Genomic DNA, 21,207 nt, shown 5'->3' with positions numbered 1-21,207 from the left:
GTCCTGTATCCGAGGTATTAGAGTGAGCTGTATTTCTCACGCAGGCGCTGGCGTACTAACTCAGCGACAGTATTAAACAAAAACGTAAACACAAACAGCACAAAAGCGGCAAGGAACATCACCCGGTAATGGGAGCTTCCCACTTCGCTTTCCGGCATCTCTATCGCAATCGTCGCCGATAGCGTCCGCATCCCTTCAAGGATATTCCAATCCATCACCGGGGTATTCCCGGTGGCCATCAGTACAATCATGGTTTCGCCGACGGCCCGGCCGAGCCCCATCATAATGGCCGAGAAAATCCCCGGGCTTGCGGTCAACAACACCACCCTTGTCAGGGTTTGCCAATGGGTTGCCCCCAAAGCCAGTGACCCGCTGGTCAAGTGGCCCGGAACCGAAAAAATCGCATCTTCGGCAATAGAAAAGATTGTGGGGACGACTGCAATCCCCATGGCGATACCGACCACCAAGGCATTGCGCTGGTCATAACCAATCCCCCACTCATCGCTCAGGTATGCCCTGACATCGCCGGCAAACCAGATTTGCTCCAGCCAAGGGCTCAGGTCAAAACACACATAAGCGATCAACACGATAACTGGCATCAGCAACAGGACGTGGAATCCACTCGGGATCCGGCTGCGCCAGCCTAACGGTAACAATGCCCAGCCGATCCCAGCCAGCAGCATACCTAGCGGGAACATCACGACCAACGCTAACATGCCGACCAAATATGATTCTACAATCGGAGCCAGCCAGATCCCGGCCAGAAACCCTAGGATAACAGTTGGCAGCGCTTCCATGAGTTCCACGGTAGGCTTTACGATCCCACGCATCCGCGAAGACATGAAATAAGCGGTATATATGGCACCGGCCAACGCCAACGGAACAGCAAAAACCAAGCCATAAATAGCCGCTTTCAGGGTGCCGAAGACCAATGGGACTAAGCTCAGCTTAGGTTCAAACTCATCACTGGCCGATGTCGACTGCCACACAAAATCAGGCTCTGGGTAGCCCTCGTACCAAATTTTCTGCCACAGTGAAGCAACCCCTATCTCTGGATGGGGGTTCTCCACCGTAAAAACGTGCCAATCATTGCCATGCAACGCAACCAAGCGATCTGCCCGCGGCGAGATAGCGAGCTGCTGGGGTAACCCCTCGGTAAAGAACCTATCGCGATAAATAGCCCCTTTTATCGTGGTGTAAAATGCCGATAATTGCCCGTCCTGCTGCAAGGCAAAAAAGCCCTTTCGGGTGTGCTCAGGGATCAGCATAGCAACAGGGCTGTCTCCGACCGCAAAGTCACGAGCCCGAACCATTGTCCGCTTGCCGTCTTTGCGTATCTCAAACCACTGGGATAACGATTGGTCACTGTGGCTGATCAGCAACGAGTTTGCCCCGGATAACAAGGCCAGTTGCTGAGCCTGACTGCCACCCGGCTCAATCGCCACCACTTCCCGTACCCAGCCTGACGCGGAACCAAACGCCACTACATACAGATAGCCATCGGATAGCACATACGCGGTGCGGGCATCGGGCGTCACCACAATATCCTCAACCGTCCCGGGTAGTCCGCTAATGGCAAAGAATGAGGATTGCCAGTCAGAACCATTGCCGCCCAGCACATTGCTGGTCTCAGAAAATAATGCCGCCCTGGCCCTGCCATCAGCGGTGATCCCTAAAATGATCGCTTGCTTATCGCGCACCGAAGCGGCCAAGCGAACAATAGGCTGGCCTTTAGGGTCGAGTTCAATAAGCTTGCTACCCAGCGGATAATCCAGCGCAAGGGCATGATCACCCGACACGCCGCTCAAAACGGGCTTGGCAATCAACACATCGCCGCTCTCACTGCCCAGAGCATAGAGTCTGTCTGCGGGCAGCGTGCGACCAATACTCGTGACATTACCATCAAGCAGAGCGACAGTCCCTAAGACATCGCTTCCCGAAGAGGGAGCTAAGCTTATCAGGCTCAGCGAACCATCCGCGGAAAGCCGGAAAAGATAATCGTTATTGTCACTGATGCGAACATCCGCAGTCCTGTCAGTAAAGGCGGTCAAAAATTGCTGCTGGGGTGTCACCTTGACCGATGAGAAGATCGGCAGGATCACATACAGAAGATAGAAAAAAATCAGAATGAGGGTAATGAGAACAAAAATTCCACCGGCAGTCACACCATATCGGGCCAATTTATCTTTTACCTTACGGCCAGGACTCTCTCCCATCAATATCGCGCCGGCCTTTGCCATCATTACCTCAATAAATTTACACGTTTACTAATAATATTTCCCTAATATGACAATTATATGACAAGGTATCCCCACAGTCATGCCGAGCTTAAGGGCATCAATGACATAAAAGTGAAATGAAATATCATTATTATTTTGTTATGTGATTTCGTAAAAAATTCAATACCTTGATCAGACTATAAGCCTAGACAGTCCGTGTTGATGCTCACATAATAACCTATACAGAACAGGCAATGACGCCTCTCGGTATAAGGACATCGTTATGAAGCATCTGATCATCACTGTCATCGGCCAAGATCGCCCCGGCCTAGTAGAAACCCTGTCTGACACGGTTTACCACAACCATGGCAACTGGCTATCGAGCAGCCTCAGCAAATTGGCCGGTCAATTTACCGGTATCCTGCAGGTAGAAGTCGCCGACCAATATGTCAGCGTCCTTAGCAAGGCACTCAAGCAACTTGACGCCCTTCAAGTCCAGATTGTCGAAGAAGAAACCCAAGCCCTGCCAACATCGGCTATACACCACCTTCTGGTCACAGGGAACGACCGCTCAGGTATTGTCAAAGACGTCACCACCAAGCTCAACCAGCTTGGGATAAATATTCACAAACTCAAAACTCACACCGACAGCGCCCCCAACTGGGGCTACCCGATATTCTCAGCCCGTTTCCAGTTGGAGCTGCCAGGTGATTTGAGTATCGAGTATGTCCAAGAAGAGCTGGAAACGATCGCCGACGATCTGACCATCGACATTGACGATAACTGATCCCTCTCAGCACCGTTAGCAAAATAGGATGACAATGAGCGCAGAACCTCTCTATCTCGACAAAGAACTCAGCTGGCTATCTTTTAACGAGCGTGTACTGCAGGAAGCGGCCGACAAATCGGTGCCACTGATTGAACGGGTTCGCTTCCTCGGTATTTATTCGAACAATACCGATGAGTTCTATAAAGTGCGCTTTGCCGACGTCAAACGCCGTATCCTGATCAACGAGGAGCAGGGCGGCGATGATAAGGCCAAGGATCTATTGAGCAAGATCCAAAGCAGGGTGCTCAAGCTCAACCAGGATTTCGATACCCTGTACAACGAAATCCTACTGGAAATGGCCAGGCGCCATATCTTCCTGGTCAACGAACAGCAACTTGATGACCACCAGCAAGTATGGTTGCGAAAGCATTTTCGCAGCCGTATTCTGCCTCATGTCACCCCTATCCTGCTGACCGACGACATCGATCTGCTGCAGTTCTTGAAAGACGAGTATTCCTATCTGGCCGTGGAGATGCGCCAGGGCGACAGCAAGCGCTATGCCCTCATCGAAATCCCAACCGATCAACTCCCGCGCTTCATCCAGCTCCCGGAAGCCAAAGGCAAGCGCCACAAGACCCTGATCTTCCTCGATAACATTATTCGCTTCTGCCTCGATGATATTTTTAGTGGCCTGTTCGAATATGACGAACTGACAGCCTATGCGATGAAGATGACCCGCGATGCCGAGTACGATTTAAACCTGGAAGTCGAACACAGCCTGCTCGAGCAGATGTCCGAAGGCCTGGACCAACGCCTGACCGCGATGCCTGTTCGGTTTGTCTACCAACGCGATATGCCTACCGATATGGTCGACGTACTGTGTGGGCTGCTTAAAGTGTCGAGCTACGACAGTATCATCCCCGGCGGCCGCTACCATAACTTCAAGGACTTCATCGGCTTCCCGAATGTCGGTCGTGATTATCTCGAAAACAAACCCCTGCCACCGCTCGAAAGTACCCAATTTGTCAGTGCCCGCAACGCTTTCGATGCCATCAAGCAGCAAGATATCCTGCTTTACTACCCATACCATTCTTTCGGCCATATGACCGAACTGGTTCGCCAGGCCGCGTACGATCCCAAGGTACGCAGTATCAAAATCAATATCTACCGAGTGGCCAAGAACTCACAAATCATCGAATCGATGATCGATGCGGCCAACAACGGCAAGAAAGTCACGGTCGTGGTCGAACTGCAGGCACGCTTCGACGAGGAGGCCAATATTGAGTGGGCCCGCCGCCTGACCGAATCCGGGGTACAGGTACTGTTTGGTGTGCCGGGACTAAAAATCCATTCGAAGCTGTGCCTCATCACACGCCTGGAAGACAATGAACTTGTGCGTTATACCCATATCGGGACCGGCAACTTCCACGAGAAAACAGCCCGTATCTATACCGACTTCTCATTGATGACCTGCCGGACAGAAATCACCGAAGAGGTCAGGATGGTGTTCAACTATATCCAGAACCCTTACCGCCCGGTGAAATTCAAACACCTGATTGTCTCGCCACGCAACTCCCGCTCACGTCTCTACGACCTGATCGACCGCGAGATTGCCCATGCCAAGCAAAACTTGCCATCAGGTATTACACTAAAGGTGAACAACCTCGTCGATAAGGGTCTGATTAACCTGCTTTACCAAGCAAGCAGTGCCGGCGTGAAGATCAAGATCATCGTTCGTGGGATGTGCGCCTTGATCCCGGGCATCAAAGGGATCAGTGACAACATCACCGCGATCAGTATCGTCGACCGTTTTCTCGAACACCCCAGGGTCGTCGTCTTCGAGAACAACGGCGAACCAGATGTGTATATTTCTTCTGCCGATTGGATGACGCGAAATATCGACAACCGAATCGAGGTCGGTTGTCCGGTTTTTGATTCGGAGCTGAAAAAGAAGATCATCGACATACTCAATATCCAGCTTTCTGACACCGTGAAGGCACGTATTATTGATAGAGAAATGTCCAATAAGTACGTACCACGAGGCAACAAGCGCAAGATCCGATCGCAAATCGCGATTTACGACTACCTCAAACAGTCAGAAAAGCAGCTGAAGAAAAAATTAAAGAGCGATACCCACACATGACAGAACCTGCACGCCCAAGAGAAGTCGCAGCAATCGATATTGGCTCGAACAGTTTTCACATGGTGGTTGCCCGCATCATCGGGCAAAGCCTGCAAATTATCAGCCGCCACAAGCAACGCGTCCACCTTGCCTCAGGCCTAGATAGCCAGAGCAACTTGGATCAGGCCGCAATCAACCGTGGCCTGCATTGCCTGGCAATGTTTGCCGAGCGGCTGCAAGGATTCGAGCCCGAAAATGTGCGCATCGCTGCAACCTATACCTTACGCCAGGCCAAAAACGCCCATGTTTTCCTCAAACGCGCAGAGAGCGTGCTCTCCTATCCGATTGAAATCATCCCCGGCACCGAAGAAGCCCGTCTGATTTACCTCGGCGTTGCCCATACCCAACCCGACAGCGGGAAGAAGCTGGTGGTGGACATCGGCGGCGGTAGTACCGAGTTGATTATCGGTGACGACTTTGAGCCTCAGCTGGCCTATAGCAAGCACATGGGCTGCGTCAGTTACCACAAGCGTTTTTTTGCCAAGGGGAAGATCAGTGCCAAGAATATGGCTGCCGCCCAACTCGCGGCCCAGCAGAAACTCGAAAGCATAGCCAGCCAATATATCCGTGAGGGCTGGCAGACGGCCATCGGCTCGTCGGGCACCATCAAGGCAATACGCGAAGTCCTGATCGGGCAAGGGCACAGCGACGGGGTGATCACCGCCAAGCGCTTGCAGCAGCTTTCCGAAGCCATCCTGACCGTCAAGCATTACGATGAACTTAACTTCGATGGCCTCAACGAGGATAGGAAACCCGTCTTTGCTGCCGGGGTTGCCATCCTCTGTGCGGTTTTCAACTCACTCAATATCGACGAGATGAATTTCTCAGATGGCGCCCTGCGCGAAGGGCTGCTATACGAAATGGAAGAGCGATTCCGCCATAGCGACATCAGAGTGCGAACCGCCACGGCCATGGCTGCGCAATACAATGTCGACATTGCCCAGGCCAACCGGGTCAAGGCAACAGCCGAGCTGCTCTACAATCAGATAGAACCGCAACCAGGGATGACCAAAGTCGAGCTGGCGACCCTGCTGAGCTGGGGGGCCCAGCTCCACGAAGTGGGACTGAGTATCAGCTATCCCGGCTTTCACCGCCATTCCGCCTACTTGCTACGCCATAGCACCATGCCAGGCTTTAACCTCGAGCAACAAACGGTATTAGCCACCTTGGTTCGCTTCCAGCGCAAGAGTTTGAAACTCGAAGAAATGCCGGAGCTGAGCATCTACAAGCGCAAACACCTCTATCCGCTGATCCGCACCCTAAGGCTGGCTGTCGTGCTCAATGGCCAACGCAGCGACGACCCACTGCCGGCGATTGTGGTCAATGCCGATAAGGAAAACTGGCGACTTACGCTACCAGAAGGCTGGGAGGAGAGTAACCGCTTACTGGCCGCCGATTTGCGCCAAGAACAGGAGTACTGGCGCAAAGCTGGCTGGGAGTTGGTACTGATGCCGGACAACGACTAGCCACCCTGTATGCCCTAACAACAAAGCCGGAGTAGGCCTCGTCACTCCGGCTTTGTTCTGCTGTAGATCCAGCTACAACCCCAACGCCACCAACGTTTGCTTCACGGCCTCGGCTGGCAGCGGAACATAACCGTCCCTCTTCACCAAATCCTGCCCTTGGTCCGACAAGATAAAGCGGATAAATTCACTTTCGAGCGGCGGCAACGGCCGGTCTGGATGTTTATTGACATAAACATACAGATAACGAGCCAATGGGTAACGACCGCTGGCAGCATTCTCTATGGTCGGAGCCACATAGTCACTGCCCTGGCGGGCGATCGGCAACGCCCGGATCCCCGTAGTCTGGTAGCCAACACCGGAGTAGCCGATGGAGTTGAGAGACGTCGAGACCGACTGTACTACCGAGGCTGATCCCGGCTGCTCGTTGACATTATTGCGAAAGTCCCCGTGGCACAGGGCTTTCTGTTTGAAATAACCATAGGTGCCTGAGACGGAATTGCGACCGAACAACTGGATACTGCGTTTTTCCCAACTGCCGCTCAGCCCCAACTGCCCCCACCGGGTGATCGACTGATTCCCCCCACAGCGCAAAGTCTTTGAGAAAATGGCATCCAGCTGGCTGAAGTCCAGCCCCTGCAACGGGTTGTCTTCATTGACAAACACCGCCAGGGCATCAATCGCGACCCGGATCTCCGTCGGCTTATAGCCGTATTCCGACTCAAATGCCGCGATTTCTCTCGCCTTCATCCGCCGGCTCATTGGGCCAAACTGGGCAGTAGCCTCTATCAGGGCGGTCGGGGCCGTCGACGAGCCCGCAGCCTGGACCTGGATATTCACACTTGGATAGGTACGCTTGAATTCCTCTGACCAGTAGGTCATCAGATTGGCAAAGGTATCGGAGCCAACCGACGATAAATTACCGGAGATCCCTTGTACCTTTGCATAGTGAGGCAGCAGGCTGTGATCTGCTAGGGCCGGGCTGGCGGTCGCCAAAACAGATAAAGGCAACACGAGAAGGGACGTAATTTTCTGCCATCGTCCCATGGCCTGCCAGATCCGATTAATCATGCGCTTCGTTTGACTCCGTAAAACAGCAAAAGCGGCCCTGGGGCCGCTCAATACCTTAACATATTTTTTCAAGGCTTATTTTTATCCGGGCCTATATCCCCAGTCATCAGCCTCATTCGCTTCACGCTGCGTTCGCAATCAGCCGCTGTGGCAGGGTGAAGGCAAACGTACTACCCACTCCGACCTCACTCTCTATCTCGAGGTGAGAATCATGATGGCTCAAGGCGTGCTTAACAATTGCCAGGCCTAGGCCACTGCCGCCCGTTTCCCGCGAACGAGCTTTGTCCACCCGGTAGAAACGCTCGGTCAGTCGGTGAATATGCTGCGGCTCGATGCCCTGCCCCTGATCGGTCACTTCCAACCTTGGGCCGGCAGACGTCAGGTACCAACGTACCTTCACCTCGGCATCAGGCGGGGTATGCTTGACGGCATTGTAGACCAAGTTGGAGATCGCACTGCGCAGCTGATCTTCATCCCCCAGCACCTTGAGCGACTTGTCGACTTCGAAGCTAAACAGCTGCTCTTTCCCCCCGCTCAGCGAAATGGCTTCTTTTTCCAACACATCCAGCATTGCCGGGACATCGATGGTCTCTTCCAGCTCGATATTCGGCGCCGCCTCGATTTTCGACAGAGTCAGTAGCTGTTCGACCAAGGAGTTCATCCGGGTCAGCTGCTCGGTCATGACCCCGTGGGCTTTATCCCACATCGGGCCCACTAGCATATCGGGATCTTTCGACATCTCCAGATAGCCCTGCAGAACAGTCATTGGCGTGCGCAGTTCATGGGAAACATTGGCAAAGAAGTTGCGTCGCATACCTTCGAGCTGCTTGACCTGCGAGACATCCCTGACCACCATCAGGTATTCACCTTCGGTGTAGTGCATGATCCGCAGCTCGAGCGTACGGTCATAGTTAAAGGGCGAGGTGATTTCCAACGGGGTCTCAAACGACTGCTTGCTCAGGTAACGGACAAAATCCGGGCTGCGGAGCAAGTTGCTGATTGGCTGGCCGGCATCATCCGGCCAACGGAAGCCAAGCAGATGCTGGGCAAGCTTGTTACACCACACGATGTTCCCTTCGCTGCGAAAGACAACAACAGCATCAGGAAGGGATTCCGCCCCGTTTCTGAAGCGGCGGATCAAGGTTGCCAGTTCTTTGCGACGACGCCGGTTGCGTTGCTGCAGACGGTAAATCCCATTGAACAGCGGCTCCCAGCTTCCCGAGCCCGAAGGCGGGGTCAGGCTACGCTCTTTCCATAACCAATTGGACATCTTGAGCAAATTATGAAAATGCCAAACCAGCTGGATCCACGTTGCAACCAGCAAAAACCAGGGCATGTAACCGAAAATCCACCCCAGTGCGATCCAAGGCAAGTAGAAAAAGAGTAGTTCCCAGACTAGCTTCTTCCACGAAAGCCGTTCTACCATCTATATCTCCGTCACCGCGTTACCCCGCCGTGCGCCTGCTTGATTGTGACTACTAAACTCGGGTCGAGAAACGGTATCCCGCTCCGCGCACCGTCTGAACCAATTTATCGTGACCACCGGTCTCCAGCGCTTTGCGTAAGCGACGAATATGTACGTCAACCGTGCGGTCCTCTACGTACACATTGGTACCCCAAACGTTGTTCAGCAGCTGTTCGCGGCTGTACACACGCTCTTGGTGAGTCATGAAGAAGTGAAGCATCTTGAACTCGGTCGGCCCCATGTCCAGCGGTTGCTCGTTGGAGGTCACGCGGTGCGATACCGGATCAAGCTTAAGGCCCTGAACATCAATCACATCATCCAGAGAGGTCGGTGATACGCGGCGCATCACAGCCTTGAGGCGAGCCATCAACTCTTTCGGCGAGAAAGGTTTAGTAATGTAGTCATCCGCTCCCACTTCCAAACCTCGTACCTTGTCCTCTTCCTCGCCGCGGGCAGTCAGCATCACGACAGGGATCTGGCGGGTCATTTCATCACGCTTCAAGTGCTTGATAAGATTTATTCCCGAGCCGCCAGGCAGCATCCAATCGAGCAGAATCAGCTCCGGATACGGTTCGCACAGTTTCTCCAGTGCCATGTCATAATCTTCGGCTTCAATCGCCTGATATCCCTTCTGCTCGAGAACGAAGCAAAGCATCTCGCGGATTGGAGCTTCATCCTCTACAACAAGAATCCGTCTTACCATCGTAATCAATACCTATTAATTGCTGTCTTTCGAGCGCCATTATGTGTGTTAAGTATGACACTTTTGTGACTTTTACGGATAAATACGTAACTGCACGTATATCATACTGTCATATAGCATCTTGTAGCACTTAGCTGCAACATACTGATAAAAAACATGATTAGGAATTAGCCCCTTACCTTGATCTGGCTCCGGCCGCCTCCCTGTGCCTCGACGGCAACCTGTACACCGATCCTTTCCACCAAGGTACCGACATGGGAAATTACCCCGATCTGTCGGCCATCGGCCTGCAAGGCATCAAGGCAGGCCAACGCCATTTCCAGGCTGTCGGGATCAAGCGTGCCAAACCCCTCATCGATGAACAGCGACCCGAGCTGACGGGTATCGGCAGCCAGAGAGGCCAGCGCCAACGCCAATGCCAGCGACACCAGGAAGCTTTCACCACCGGATAACGACTCGACACTGCGCACTTCATCGCCCATGTCATGGTCGACGACCTGCAAGGCCAACGGACTGTTCGGCACGGGCTGCAAGGCGTAGCGTGGCGCCAGATCGTGCAAGTGCTGATTGGCCAGCATCACCAGCTGCTGCAGGGTCAAGCCCTGGGCCAATGTACGGAACTTGTTGCCCGTTGCCGACCCAATCAGCTCGCTCATTTGCAGCCACAGCTCGGTTTGCTTTTGCTGCGCGGCCATTTTTTCGGTCAGCTCACCAGCCTGCTGCAAGGCTTGTTCGGCCATCGCCAAGCGCTGGCGTAACTGGAAGATCTGTTCATCGCAAGACTGTTTTTCCGCGCTCCACTGCTCGCGCAGCTGGCGCACAGGATCCTCATCGACAGATAACGCTGCCGGATCGATTTGGTGACCGGCAAACCACTGCTCGGCCTGCTCAGCCGCCGCTTGGTGCTGGGCAATCGCAGCAGCACGCTCCTGCACCCGGGTGGCTGCCTCGGTACGGGCATCATCAAGGGCCTTGAGTGCCGCCTGCTCTTGGGACTGCCAGGCTTCGTCCTTACTGAGCAACTGCATCAGCTGATGCTCATTGAGCGCCAACTTGTCCTGCCAGCCCAGCCAGTTATGGACAATCTGGCGATGCTCCGCCGACAGCTCCTTTTCTTGCTGCTGCAGGCCTGCCAGGGCAGCCGTCGCTGCCGCCATGGTTTCCCCAGCCTGGCGCTGTGCCTGCTCGGCTTGCTCATGCTGTTGCTGAGCTTCAGACAAGGCCATTTGTGCTTGCTGCTCAATCGCATCGGCTGCCTGTTCGCCGAACAAGCCGACACGCTGCTGCCATAAAGACTGAACCTGCTGCTGCAACTGCTCGGCTTTTTGCTGCTTTTCGAGTGCCTGTTTGTAGCTCGCCGCCATACTCGCTTCCAGCTCGGCAAGCTGCGGGGCCAGCTCATGCAGCTCTCGCTCCACCTCTTGCTGCGCCTTATGGCTAGACAGGTACTGCTCCACCTGCTGCTTGAGCTGCTGGATATACTGTTCGGCACCGTGCTGGCGCAGCATATCAAGCCACTGATCGTTACCGTATTGCTCATTCAGGGCTTCGCCACGCGAAGACAGGATATCCTGCTGGGTCTGGCTCTGCTGCTCAATCGACTGCAGCCGTTCGGTGCGCTGAGTTTCCGCCTGCGACTGCTGGTGCACATGTTCTTTAATTTCGGCTTCCGCCTGTTGCAGCTGCTGACGCTGGAACTGCAACTGACGTCCCTGCTGCAGCTGCTGCTGGGCAGTTTCCATTCCCTGCTGCAAGGCCCGGATCTCGGCATATGCCTGCTCCGCCTGCTGTTGCCATTGAACCAGCTGGTTATGGAGGTGGTCACTGCCAGCCTCGGCGGTAAGCGAGGTCGACAACTCGGCCTGCTCAAGCATCGCCAGCAACTGGTTGACAATCTGATCGCTGTAGGCCCGGTAACGAGCCAGCTCATTATCAATCACTGCCAGCCGTTGCTGGCATTGCGGCAACTGCTGCTGTAAGTGGCGGCGCTCACCCTCGCCGTTTTGCAGTTGCTGCTGCAACTCACGCAAGCGCTGCTGCTGGCTGTGCAGCAAGCCTTCCACAACAGGATGCTGCTCGGCATAAGGGTGTTCGAGAGAGCCGCACAATGGGCAAGGAGAGTCTGGCTTCAAATGGCTGCGGTACTCATTCAGGTTCACCACCGCCATGCTTTGCTGCAGTTGCTGCTCAGCCTCTTGATAACGGGCAAAGAGCTGATCCATGTCCGGTACCAGCGCCTCGAGGCGGGCTTCGGTCTGCTGCTTGAGCTGGTTCAGCTCTTGATGCTCGGCCTTGAGTTTTTCCACCTGCTCGAGCAGAGTCGACCACTCTTTGGTCCCCGACATCGCCTGACGCAGGACATCGAGTTCGGCCTGTTTGCTGGCAAATTGTTTCTGACTATCGGCAATCGCCTGCTCTTGCTGCTCGACCTTGAGCTCCTCCAGCACCTTGTTGACCGCGTCAAGTTGGCCTGCCACTTCTTTTTGCTGGGCCTCCAGCATAGCCGCATTGCGGTCATGGGATTGCTGCTCGAACTGCAGTTGCTGCTTTTCTCGCGACAATGTCGCCAGTGTCCGGTGAGCGGACAAGTACTGATCCAGGTTGTCCAGTACCGGCTGATACTGCTCAGCAACGCCGGCCAGCTCGCGGTTTTGCTCAAGCACCATCGCCAACTGGTGATGGCGTTGCTGCAACTGCTGGCGCTGGCGTTTCTTCTGCTCTGTGGCCTGCTGATGTTCATTAAACAGCTTGAGCTGCTGTTGGTGATCGGTATCCAGCTCGGCCAGCTGACGCTGCCCGGCCGCTAGCTGCTCATCGAGCAACGCGACCTGCTTGAGTTTCGGCGCCAAATCATCCCAGTGCTGCTTGGCTGTCGCCAGTGCCTGTTTGGTGCTCTGTACGCGGCGGTCCGCCCCTAACAAGCCTTGCTTGTGCTGAGCCAGCTCCTCTGTCGCCCTGGCGAGCGATGCCTGCAACTTGCTCAGCTGCAGCTGGGTTTGCTGCAACAGGGAGAAGTCACTGCGGGCAGGTTGGACTTTGGCAATTTGTTTCAGCTGCTCCTGACGAGGAGCGGCCTCTTTAAGTTGCTCCTCGGCTTTAACCAACGCCTGCTCGGCTTCCTGCTGCTGCAGATGCAGTCTTGCTTGGACTTGCAGCGCCTGGTGATGCTGGGCCAACGCATTGATTGACTGCTCCCACTGCTCCAGCTGCTGCTTGAGCACCGCCAACTGCCCGGTCAATTGCGCTTTTTGCTCATCATCAAGCAGCTCAATATCACCAAGCTGGGCCTGCAGGGCGTCGAGTTTCTGCTTTTCGTCCCGTGCCCGCTCGTAAGCCGCCATCGACAGTCGGCCGTAGATCTCACCGCCGGTCATTCGCTCCAGCAAGGCCGCGCGCTCATCCGCCCCCGCTTTGAGGAATGCGGCAAACTCGCCCTGGGGCAGCATCACCGCCCGGCGGAACTGCTCAAAAGACAGACCGACCAAACGTTCGACTTCCGCCTGCAACTCGGCTTTCTTACCAGCAAAGCGCTGGCCGGTCTCGAGGCTTTCCAGCCACTGCTCCGAGGCTTGGATACGGCCATCGGCCCGGCCGCGCGCCCGGCGGACATGCCAGTGGGCCCGCCAATGACTGCCGTCATTGGCCACAAAATCAACCTCGGCATAACCTTCGGCTTTGCCGCGGGACAAGATACTGCGGACATCGTTGGCCTTGATCCGGCCATTGTCGCCATCGCGGCCGATTTCCGCGTCATTTTTCTTGTTCGACTGCAAACGGGGGATGCGGTCATACAAAGCAAGGCAGATCGCATCAAGCAAGGTCGATTTACCGGCCCCGGTTTTGCCGGTAATGGCAAACAAGCCCGCGTCGCCCAGGCGGCCGCCGGCAAAATCAATCTCAAATGGCTGCTGTAGGCTGGCCAAGTTTTCACCACGTAGCGCTAAGATTTTCATCGTTATTCTCTTTCTTCTCTTGGCTAAGTTTATGACTCGACAGCGTCGCTATCTTCCACGGCAATCAGCAAGCTCTCAAAAGCCGCCGCCATCGCCTCATCCGGTTCGCCCTGATACTTCTGGCTCCAGCTCAAACTGAATACCTGCTGCGGCGTAACATCGGAAAGACGGCGCTGTCCCAGGCCATTCTGTGCTTGTTGCTGCAAGTAATGCGGGGTGATCTTGGCCAGCCTGACCGCCTTGCCAGCCAACGCTTCGAGCACTTTTTCCCGCAGCAGCGCCTGCGGTGTATCCAGCTGGATATGCACCTCCAAAAACGGCTGCTCTTCTCGCGGACGCTCATCCACATCCAGCGCTTTGAGCTCTTCGAGTACCTGCTCCAGCGGTGCCGGAGACGATGGCACCTTGAGCATATCGACGGCACGCGGCACGGACAGCGGCGCGATGCTGGCGACCGATGCGCCATCGAGCTCCACCAATACCACCTGATGGTTGTATCCCCGCTCAGACATCGACAGCGGCAGCGGCGAGCCGCTGTAACGCACCTGTTCCTTCTTCGCCACACGCTGGGCCAAATGCAGGTGGCCCAGCGCCACGTATGCCATATCATCGGCAAAGATCGAGGCAGGTAAAGCGTGCTGGTTCCCCCCGAGCACCCTGCGCTCGGACATTTCCGACAGCTTGCCCGAGGCCATGTAGGCGTGGCCCATGCCAATCAACGCCTGTTCCGGCTGCTGAAGCTGGCGCGCCGCCTCGGTCACCTCGTCATACAAAGTCTCCACCCCTTTGATCAGGCGATCATCTTCTTCATCCAGATCTTCAGTTCGCAAATCAGCACTGCGCAGGAACGGCACCGCCAGTACCCAGGCAGCTTGCTCACCCGCCTTGTTGGTCAGCGGGACCAGCATCCGCTCGGTATCCAGCTCGCCGTCGGCAAGACGATGAATGCCACCGACGATGTGCAGGTCGAATGCCCTGAGCAGTTCATGCGGGGCATCCAGCTTGCTCGGCGAATCGTGATTGCCGCCGATCATCACCACATTCAACGCCGGCATACTTTTCGCCATTCGGGCCAAGAAACGGTACAGCATCCGCCAGGCACTCGCCGGCGGGTTGGCGGTATCAAAAATGTCACCGGCCACCAGCAGGGCGTCGACCTGCTCTTGTTCAAGGGTTTGCGCCAGCCAATCAAGAAATGCCTGGTGCTCGAAATCGCGGTTATAACCGTGCAGCTGGTGACCCAGGTGCCAGTCTGAGGTATGGAGGATCTTCATTGCGGTCGATATGCCGTTATGGAAACACTTGTTAGGATTGTACCGCACTTTGCGGTATGCCCAAGCAGCAGAGCACGAAAACTTAAGACAAAAGCCGACCAATGCAATAAGATTGACAGCCAAATGCACAACCAAGGATTTGTAACAGCCATGATGTGGTTTAAAAACGTACTTACCTATCGCTTCAGCCGCGAGATCGACCTCAATCCTGACCAACTGGAAAAACAGCTGGAAGAGTTCCGCTTCACCCCGTGTGGCAGCCAGGATCAGCAAAAGTTTGGCTGGGTTCATGCGCTGGGTAAGCACGGCGACATGTTCACCCATGTAATTGGTGACAACATCCTGATTTGTGCGCGCAAAGAAGAAAAGATGCTGCCGGCGTCAGTGATCAAAGAGACACTGAACGAGAAAGTAGAGGCCCAGGAAGCCGAGCAAGGCCGCAAGCTGAAGAAAAGCGAAAAAGACACCATCAAAGATGAAATCGTGATGGATCTGCTGCCGCGTGCCTTCAGCCGCAAGAGCCAGACCTACGCACTGATCATGCCAAAAGAAGGCTATGTACTGGTTGATGCTGGTAGCTTCAAGAAAGCCGAAGATCTGCTGGCGCTACTGCGCAAATCTATCGGCAGCCTGCCAGTTATCCCGGTCACACCAGAAAAACCTGCCGAGCTGACTATGACCGAGTGGGTACGCTCGAACACCTCACCTGACGGTTTCACCATCGGCGAAGAAGCGGAGCTGAAAGCCATTTTGGAAGATGGCGGTGTGATCCGCTGTAAGCAGCAGGATCTATCAAGCGATGAAATCATGGCCCACATCGAAGCCGACAAGCTGGTGACCAAGCTGTCTATCAACTGGCAGGACCGCATCGATTTCGTACTGGCTGACGATCTGTCCATCAAGCGCCTGAAGTTCTCCGACGAGCTGAAAGAGCAGAACGACGATATCGACCGCGATGAAATGGCCCAGCGTATCGATGCCGATCTATCACTGATGGCTGGCGAATTCTCTGCTTTCTTGCCGAATCTGTTCGAAGTACTAGGCGGCCTAGAAGCCAAAGCTTAGTCAGCATGTATATTTGTGGCACTGAGTTACTCGATGCCACATTCTCTGCCTATCTCGTTCCCCCCTCGCAATACAATTAAACCACCTGATGCCCCCCTGCAGTGAAACCTTCTAATCAACTGTTTACAGTCACCAACGACTAAACTTTGCCTAATTCGGCAATAACATTGCTATTGAGGGGTAGATCACAGTAAAATCCCGCCTCAACTCCGTATCCCCCTGCGATACGGCCTGATTTGCAATCAGACACTGGAATATAAGAGCTATGTTTAAACCTGAATTGTTATCGCCTGCGGGCAGCCTGAAGAACATGCGCTACGCATTTGCCTACGGTGCAGATGCTGTTTACGCCGGCCAGCCACGTTACAGCCTTCGCGTTCGTAACAACGAGTTCAACCACGAGAACCTGAAGATCGGTATCGACGAAGCGCATGCCCAGGGCAAGAAGCTTTACGTGGTATGTAACATTCAGCCGCATAACTCGAAACTGAAAACCTTTATCCGCGATCTGAAGCCTGTTGTGGAAATGGGGCCGGATGCACTGATCATGTCTGACCCAGGTCTTATCATGATGGTGCGTGAGAACTTCCCTGAGATGCCGATCCACCTGTCGGTTCAGGCCAATGCCGTCAACTGGGCAACCGTGAAGTTCTGGGCCGCCAATGGCGTCGAGCGCGTGATCGTCTCTCGCGAGCTGTCTCTGGAAGAAATCGAAGAGATCCGCGAGCACTGCCCTGACACCGAGCTGGAAGTATTCGTCCACGGTGCACTTTGCATGGCTTACTCTGGCCGCTGCCTGCTATCTGGCTACATCAACAAGCGTGACCCTAACCAGGGTACCTGCACCAATGCCTGCCGCTGGGAATACAAAGTGGAAAAAGGCACTGAAAACGACGCCGGCCAGATCGTTGAAGAATTCAACCCTAGCGATGCCCAGGCTATCGAAGTACAGGACGAGCGCCCTGAGACAACAATCGGCCGCGGCAAGCCAACCGATGAAGTGGTACTGCTAAGCGAAGCGCACCGTCCGGAAGAGAAGATGGCAGCGTTCGAAGACGAGCACGGCACCTACATCATGAACTCGAAAGATCTTCGTGCTATCCAGCACGTCGAGCGATTGACCAAGATGGGTGTTCACTCGCTGAAAATCGAAGGTCGTACCAAGTCATTCTACTACTGTGCCCGTACTGCACAGGTTTACCGTAAAGCGATTGATGACGCTGTTGCTGGCAAGCCATTCGACGAAAGTTTGATGGGTACTCTGGAAAGCCTAGCCCACCGTGGTTACACCGAAGGCTTCCTGCGCCGACACACCCATGATGCCTACCAGAACTACGACTATGGCTACTCAATCTCTGACAGCCAGCAGTTCGTGGGTGAGTTCACCGGTAAGCGCCGTGGCGATCTGGCTGAAGTCGAAGTGAAGAACAAGTTTGTAGTTGGTGATAGCCTTGAGCTAATGACGCCGCAGGGCAACGTGATCTTCACCCTTGAAGCGATGGAAAACCGCAAGTCTGAAGCGGTAACTGACGCCAAGGGTAACGGCCACTTCGTGTTTATCCCAGTACCAGAAGATATGGATCTGGCATACGGCCTACTGATGCGTAACCTAAACTCAGGTGAGAACACCCGTAACCCACACGCACCAAAAGACGGTAAGTAATCGCCATGGCACTACTTATTACCAGTAAGTGCATTAACTGCGACATGTGTGATCCCGAGTGTCCGAACGAGGCGATCACCATGGGGGCCGAAATCTACGAAATCGACCCGGACAAATGCACCGAGTGTAAAGGACATTACGACAAGCCGACGTGCCAGTCGGTGTGTCCGATCACCAACTGTATCATTACCGATCCCGACAACATCGAGACAGAAGAAGCCCTGTTCGAAAAATTTGTCACCCTGCAGGGATTGGCATAAAAGAAAAAGCGCCGAAAGGCGCTTTTTTTGTCTCTTCAGTTTGGCCCTTCACTCGGTTTTCTAAGCAGGGCCAAGCACTGTGATGGCGGAATGGGCTTTGCTTTGGGCTTTTTCTTCACCTTGGCAACTTTTTCCCTTTTCGGTTTTGGCTTAGGTTTCCAAGAAGCAAGCTCGGCACCACACCCATCACCCGCTGGTGGTGCGGGTTGTGCTTTACAATTGCTGTCCCCGTCAGGGCAATGCAATCTGACATGGAAGTGGTAATAATGCCCCCACCAAGGCCTGACTTTCTGTAGCCAAGTCCTATCTGTCCATTCCCGCTGGCACAGCTGCTCTTTAATCACCGGATGGACAAATATTCTGGCGACCCGCTCATCCGCTGCAGCCAACTGGACCATCAAGGCTTGTTGCTCCCCCCAGTTTTTCTTGTTTATCTTGTATTGCTTGATGTGCACCATGGGCAAGGGCTGGACATCAATCAGCTCTTCCTCGCTAAGAGGGCCATCGCTGAGCTTAAGCCAAATATCCGCATCGAGCCCGGTCTGGTGGCTGTTATGTCCCGATGAGAAACGTCCGCCCCTTGGCATCGCAATATCACCGACCAGCAACTGACCCAACTCCAATTTATGAACACTGTTTGATAAATCATGAAGGAAACGGATCATCGACTCGTGACCATAATATCGCCCTCGCTGCGATCGCATCACCTGATACCCTTCCCCTTCTAACGGCAAAGGTTCGGCACCTGCTAGACAACCGTTATTGTATGTACCAATCGACTCCGACTCGCCCTGACTCGGAACCTTCACAGTTTCCCACGGGCTGGCAGATACCGGCAAGCCCAACGCAATACCCAGCAATAGGGAAAAAAAGTACCTCATGCCTATCTGTTCCTTTTGTCACTTTTTTATCCGCATACTTTTGAGCATAGCAAGCCACAAAAAAGCTGCCCGCAGGCAGCTTGATCATTTAGGATCGGCAAACAAGATGGCGATCTTTATTTCATCTGCTGATCCAGATTCAAAATGGTCAGGGCATTGCTGACGCTGGTTGCCAGTACATCAACCACACCAGAGCGCAGTGCACCGAGCAGGGCCAGTGCCTTACTGTTCTCGGCAGCGGTTACCACAACTGTCGGTATATGGCGCAGCTCTTCCATCGTCAATCCGATCACCCTGTCGCTCATCATGGTATCGGCACGTAGGCCCTGGCTATCAAAAAAGTCATAACCGGCGATATCACCTACCACTCCTTTGCGGATCCTAGCTTCGACGATCTCCTGAGGGGTAAACCAGCCCAACTTCACCATGTGGCTGTTCTCATTCATATCCCCGACACCAACCAGTGCCACATCAGCGCGCCTTGCCCGATCAAGGGTCTCCTTCACCGTACCATTCTTCATAAAGGCTTCTTTTACCTTGATATCTTCCACATAGGCTGGCGCATACAAAGTCTCACTGATGCCATCGTATTTCTTGGCGAGCTGGCGGCAGATATGATCGGCATTGATCGCATTACCGGAGCGGTGAGTTCCCCCAATCCCCGAGACAAAGCGGCAATTACGGTGAGGAACAACCCCGACATGGCTGGCGATTGAGGCAATATTACGTCCTTGACCGACGCTGACTACCATATCATCGGTCAGTATGGAGGACAGATAACTCGACACCAGGCTGGCCACCTGCTGACGCTGGCTTTCATCATCAGGCTGATCAAGGGCAATCAGCGCCCGCTTCAAATTAAAGCGATCTACCAGCTGCTGCTCCAGTTTCTCACTAAATACCGGGTGATACTTCACGGTAATTTCAACTACCCCCTCGTCTCTGGCACGGCGCAGCAAACGGCCGACTTTGGCACGAGACATCCCAAACATCTTGGAGATTTCTTCCTGGGTAGCCCCATCCTGATAATAGGCGATGGCAATCTCAGTAAGCAGATCGCTGTCTACATGGGTGGTGTCATTATGGGGCGCTGTCATGGCCATACCTTTTATTACTAACTAAGGGTTACAAATAGGGATTAATCTGAAAGGCTATTTTAGCGGTTATCGGAAAAGACAGCGAGAGCCAGACTCGGACAGCCTGCCGAAATGAAACACCGTCCTTCGTTCAGCTCCCGGAAGTAAAATATCCCTTTTGCTGCACAAGAAGAAAAACCTAAACTTGGCCGTCACCAAACCTCAAGTAAGCATATGATTTTAAACAACTTAAATTCACGCGCAGCTTTTGTGGCATTATAGTCAAAAAGCTAAAATAGCTGTACTGTGCATACGAACAATCCCCAGCATTGCTGCTAGGGACTTAATAAGTGGCGGAGGGCTGGGGTCGCACACGACCGGGACTCGAACCCGCGCCCCCCGGCGTGACAGGCCGCTGTCTTCAAGGTTAATAGGCTAACCAACTGAACTACCGCTCTGTACTGCACATACAAAAAGTCCCCAGCATTGCTGCTAGGGACTTAATGATTGGCGGAGGGCCGGGCTGGCGCACCAGCGGGACTCATTCGCCAACAAGGCGAACATAACCGACAGATGTAAAAAAGCCCCGTCTTTCGACGAGGCTTCTTAATAAGTGGCGGAGTGGACGGGACTCGAACCCGCGACCCCCGGCGTGACAGGCCGGTATTCTAACCAACTGAACTACCACTCCGCACTAAATTGGAAGCCTGGCGATGTCCTACTCTCACATGGGGAGGCCCCACACTACCATCGGCGCTACTGCGTTTCACTACTGAGTTCGGCATGGGATCAGGTGGGTCCACAGCGCTATGGTCGCCAAGCAAAATTCTTACAATCTTAGAAAGCTGATGTTCTCAACACTCATCCAAGTGTTCGTGGAGTCCGCTAAAACCCCTTGGGTGTTGTATGGTTAAGCCTCACGGGCAATTAGTACAGGTTAGCTCAACGCCTCACAACGCTTACACACCCTGCCTATCTACGTCGTAGTCTCCAACAACCCTTCAGGAACCTTATAGGTTCAGGGATGACTCATCTTGAGGCTCGCTTCCCGCTTAGATGCTTTCAGCGGTTATCGATTCCGAACTTAGCTACCGGGCAATGCGTCTGGCGACACAACCCGAACACCAGAGGTTCGTCCACTCCGGTCCTCTCGTACTAGGAGC

14 protein-coding genes, 1 tRNA gene and 2 rRNA genes are annotated in these 21,207 nt (G+C 54.1%); 6 read left to right on the top strand and 11 right to left on the bottom strand.

Annotated elements, in window-relative coordinates; translation table 11 throughout:
• Positions 1 to 17: 17 nt before the first annotated feature.
• Positions 18 to 2,240 carry an ABC transporter permease subunit gene (locus tag C9J03_RS15500; RefSeq protein WP_082060670.1) on the bottom strand — a complete coding sequence of 741 codons (2,223 nt, stop codon included), beginning with the start codon at positions 2,238 to 2,240 and terminating at the stop codon, positions 18 to 20.
• 262 nt (positions 2,241 to 2,502) lie between these two features.
• Here C9J03_RS15500 and C9J03_RS15495 point away from each other — a divergent pair, with 262 nt between their 5' ends.
• The 3 genes from C9J03_RS15495 to ppx are packed head-to-tail and all read left to right on the top strand — an operon-like array spanning position 2,503 to position 6,636.
• Entirely contained in the window at positions 2,503 to 3,006 is a 504-nt protein-coding gene (locus C9J03_RS15495) for a glycine cleavage system transcriptional repressor (protein ID WP_044624114.1), read from the top strand.
• Between the two features lie 34 nt (positions 3,007 to 3,040).
• A complete protein-coding gene (gene ppk1, locus C9J03_RS15490; RefSeq protein WP_044624115.1) occupies positions 3,041 to 5,131 on the top strand; it encodes a polyphosphate kinase 1 in 2,091 nt (696 codons plus the stop codon).
• Positions 5,128 to 6,636, top strand: coding sequence for an exopolyphosphatase (gene ppx, locus C9J03_RS15485; protein WP_044624116.1), 1,509 nt, complete (start codon positions 5,128 to 5,130; stop codon positions 6,634 to 6,636). Before ppk1 ends, ppx begins: the two co-directional genes overlap by 4 nt.
• Before the next feature lie 72 nt (positions 6,637 to 6,708).
• Here the strand turns inward: ppx and C9J03_RS15480 are convergent, their stop codons facing one another.
• From C9J03_RS15480 to C9J03_RS15460, 5 genes are all read right to left on the bottom strand, one after another.
• Positions 6,709 to 7,704: a PstS family phosphate ABC transporter substrate-binding protein gene (locus C9J03_RS15480; RefSeq protein WP_420813013.1), complete on the bottom strand. Its 996-nt coding sequence runs from the start codon at positions 7,702 to 7,704 to the stop codon at positions 6,709 to 6,711.
• A gap of 121 nt (positions 7,705 to 7,825) precedes the next feature.
• Entirely contained in the window at positions 7,826 to 9,130 is a 1,305-nt protein-coding gene (phoR, locus tag C9J03_RS15475) for a phosphate regulon sensor histidine kinase PhoR (RefSeq protein WP_039469116.1), read from the bottom strand.
• Between the two features lie 52 nt (positions 9,131 to 9,182).
• Positions 9,183 to 9,872 (bottom strand): phosphate regulon transcriptional regulator PhoB, encoded by a 690-nt coding sequence (phoB, locus tag C9J03_RS15470; RefSeq protein ID WP_039469114.1) that lies wholly within the window; start codon positions 9,870 to 9,872, stop codon positions 9,183 to 9,185.
• A 167-nt stretch (positions 9,873 to 10,039) separates the two neighbouring features.
• Positions 10,040 to 13,825: an AAA family ATPase gene (locus tag C9J03_RS15465; RefSeq protein ID WP_044624117.1), complete on the bottom strand. Its 3,786-nt coding sequence runs from the start codon at positions 13,823 to 13,825 to the stop codon at positions 10,040 to 10,042.
• A 29-nt stretch (positions 13,826 to 13,854) separates the two neighbouring features.
• Positions 13,855 to 15,099 (bottom strand): exonuclease SbcCD subunit D C-terminal domain-containing protein, encoded by a 1,245-nt coding sequence (locus tag C9J03_RS15460; protein ID WP_044624118.1) that lies wholly within the window; start codon positions 15,097 to 15,099, stop codon positions 13,855 to 13,857.
• A gap of 153 nt (positions 15,100 to 15,252) precedes the next feature.
• Here C9J03_RS15460 and rdgC point away from each other — a divergent pair, with 153 nt between their 5' ends.
• The 3 genes from rdgC to C9J03_RS15445 all read left to right on the top strand — a co-directional run bounded on the left by rdgC (position 15,253) and on the right by C9J03_RS15445 (position 18,087).
• A complete protein-coding gene (gene rdgC, locus C9J03_RS15455) occupies positions 15,253 to 16,164 on the top strand; it encodes a recombination-associated protein RdgC (protein WP_197078642.1) in 912 nt (303 codons plus the stop codon).
• A 265-nt stretch (positions 16,165 to 16,429) separates the two neighbouring features.
• Positions 16,430 to 17,827, top strand: a complete 1,398-nt coding sequence (gene trhP / locus C9J03_RS15450; RefSeq protein WP_044624119.1) for a prephenate-dependent tRNA uridine(34) hydroxylase TrhP — start codon at positions 16,430 to 16,432, stop codon at positions 17,825 to 17,827.
• Positions 17,828 to 17,832: 5 nt separating this feature from the next.
• The gene (locus C9J03_RS15445) at positions 17,833 to 18,087 is read left to right on the top strand and encodes a YfhL family 4Fe-4S dicluster ferredoxin (RefSeq protein WP_044624120.1); all 255 of its coding nucleotides are present in this window, start codon (positions 17,833 to 17,835) and stop codon (positions 18,085 to 18,087) included.
• 35 nt (positions 18,088 to 18,122) lie between these two features.
• On the opposite strand, the gene mepA is transcribed toward C9J03_RS15445, so the two are convergent.
• The 5 genes from mepA to C9J03_RS15420 all read right to left on the bottom strand — a co-directional run.
• Entirely contained in the window at positions 18,123 to 18,968 is an 846-nt protein-coding gene (gene mepA / locus C9J03_RS15440; RefSeq protein WP_044624121.1) for a penicillin-insensitive murein endopeptidase, read from the bottom strand.
• A 116-nt stretch (positions 18,969 to 19,084) separates the two neighbouring features.
• The gene (locus tag C9J03_RS15435; RefSeq protein WP_044624122.1) at positions 19,085 to 20,065 is read right to left on the bottom strand and encodes a sugar-binding transcriptional regulator; all 981 of its coding nucleotides are present in this window, start codon (positions 20,063 to 20,065) and stop codon (positions 19,085 to 19,087) included.
• A 593-nt stretch (positions 20,066 to 20,658) separates the two neighbouring features.
• Positions 20,659 to 20,735: transfer RNA gene (locus C9J03_RS15430), tRNA-Asp, on the bottom strand.
• A gap of 14 nt (positions 20,736 to 20,749) precedes the next feature.
• Positions 20,750 to 20,865, bottom strand: a 5S ribosomal RNA gene (rrf, locus tag C9J03_RS15425).
• 85 nt (positions 20,866 to 20,950) lie between these two features.
• A 23S ribosomal RNA gene (locus C9J03_RS15420) occupies positions 20,951 to 21,207 on the bottom strand; the annotation flags it as partial.

The organism is Photobacterium gaetbulicola (genome assembly GCF_003025515.1).
Lineage (GTDB): Bacteria > Pseudomonadota > Gammaproteobacteria > Enterobacterales > Vibrionaceae > Photobacterium > Photobacterium gaetbulicola.
Note: the sequence above shows the minus strand (reverse complement) of the source record. Positions and strands in the feature narration are given on the sequence as shown.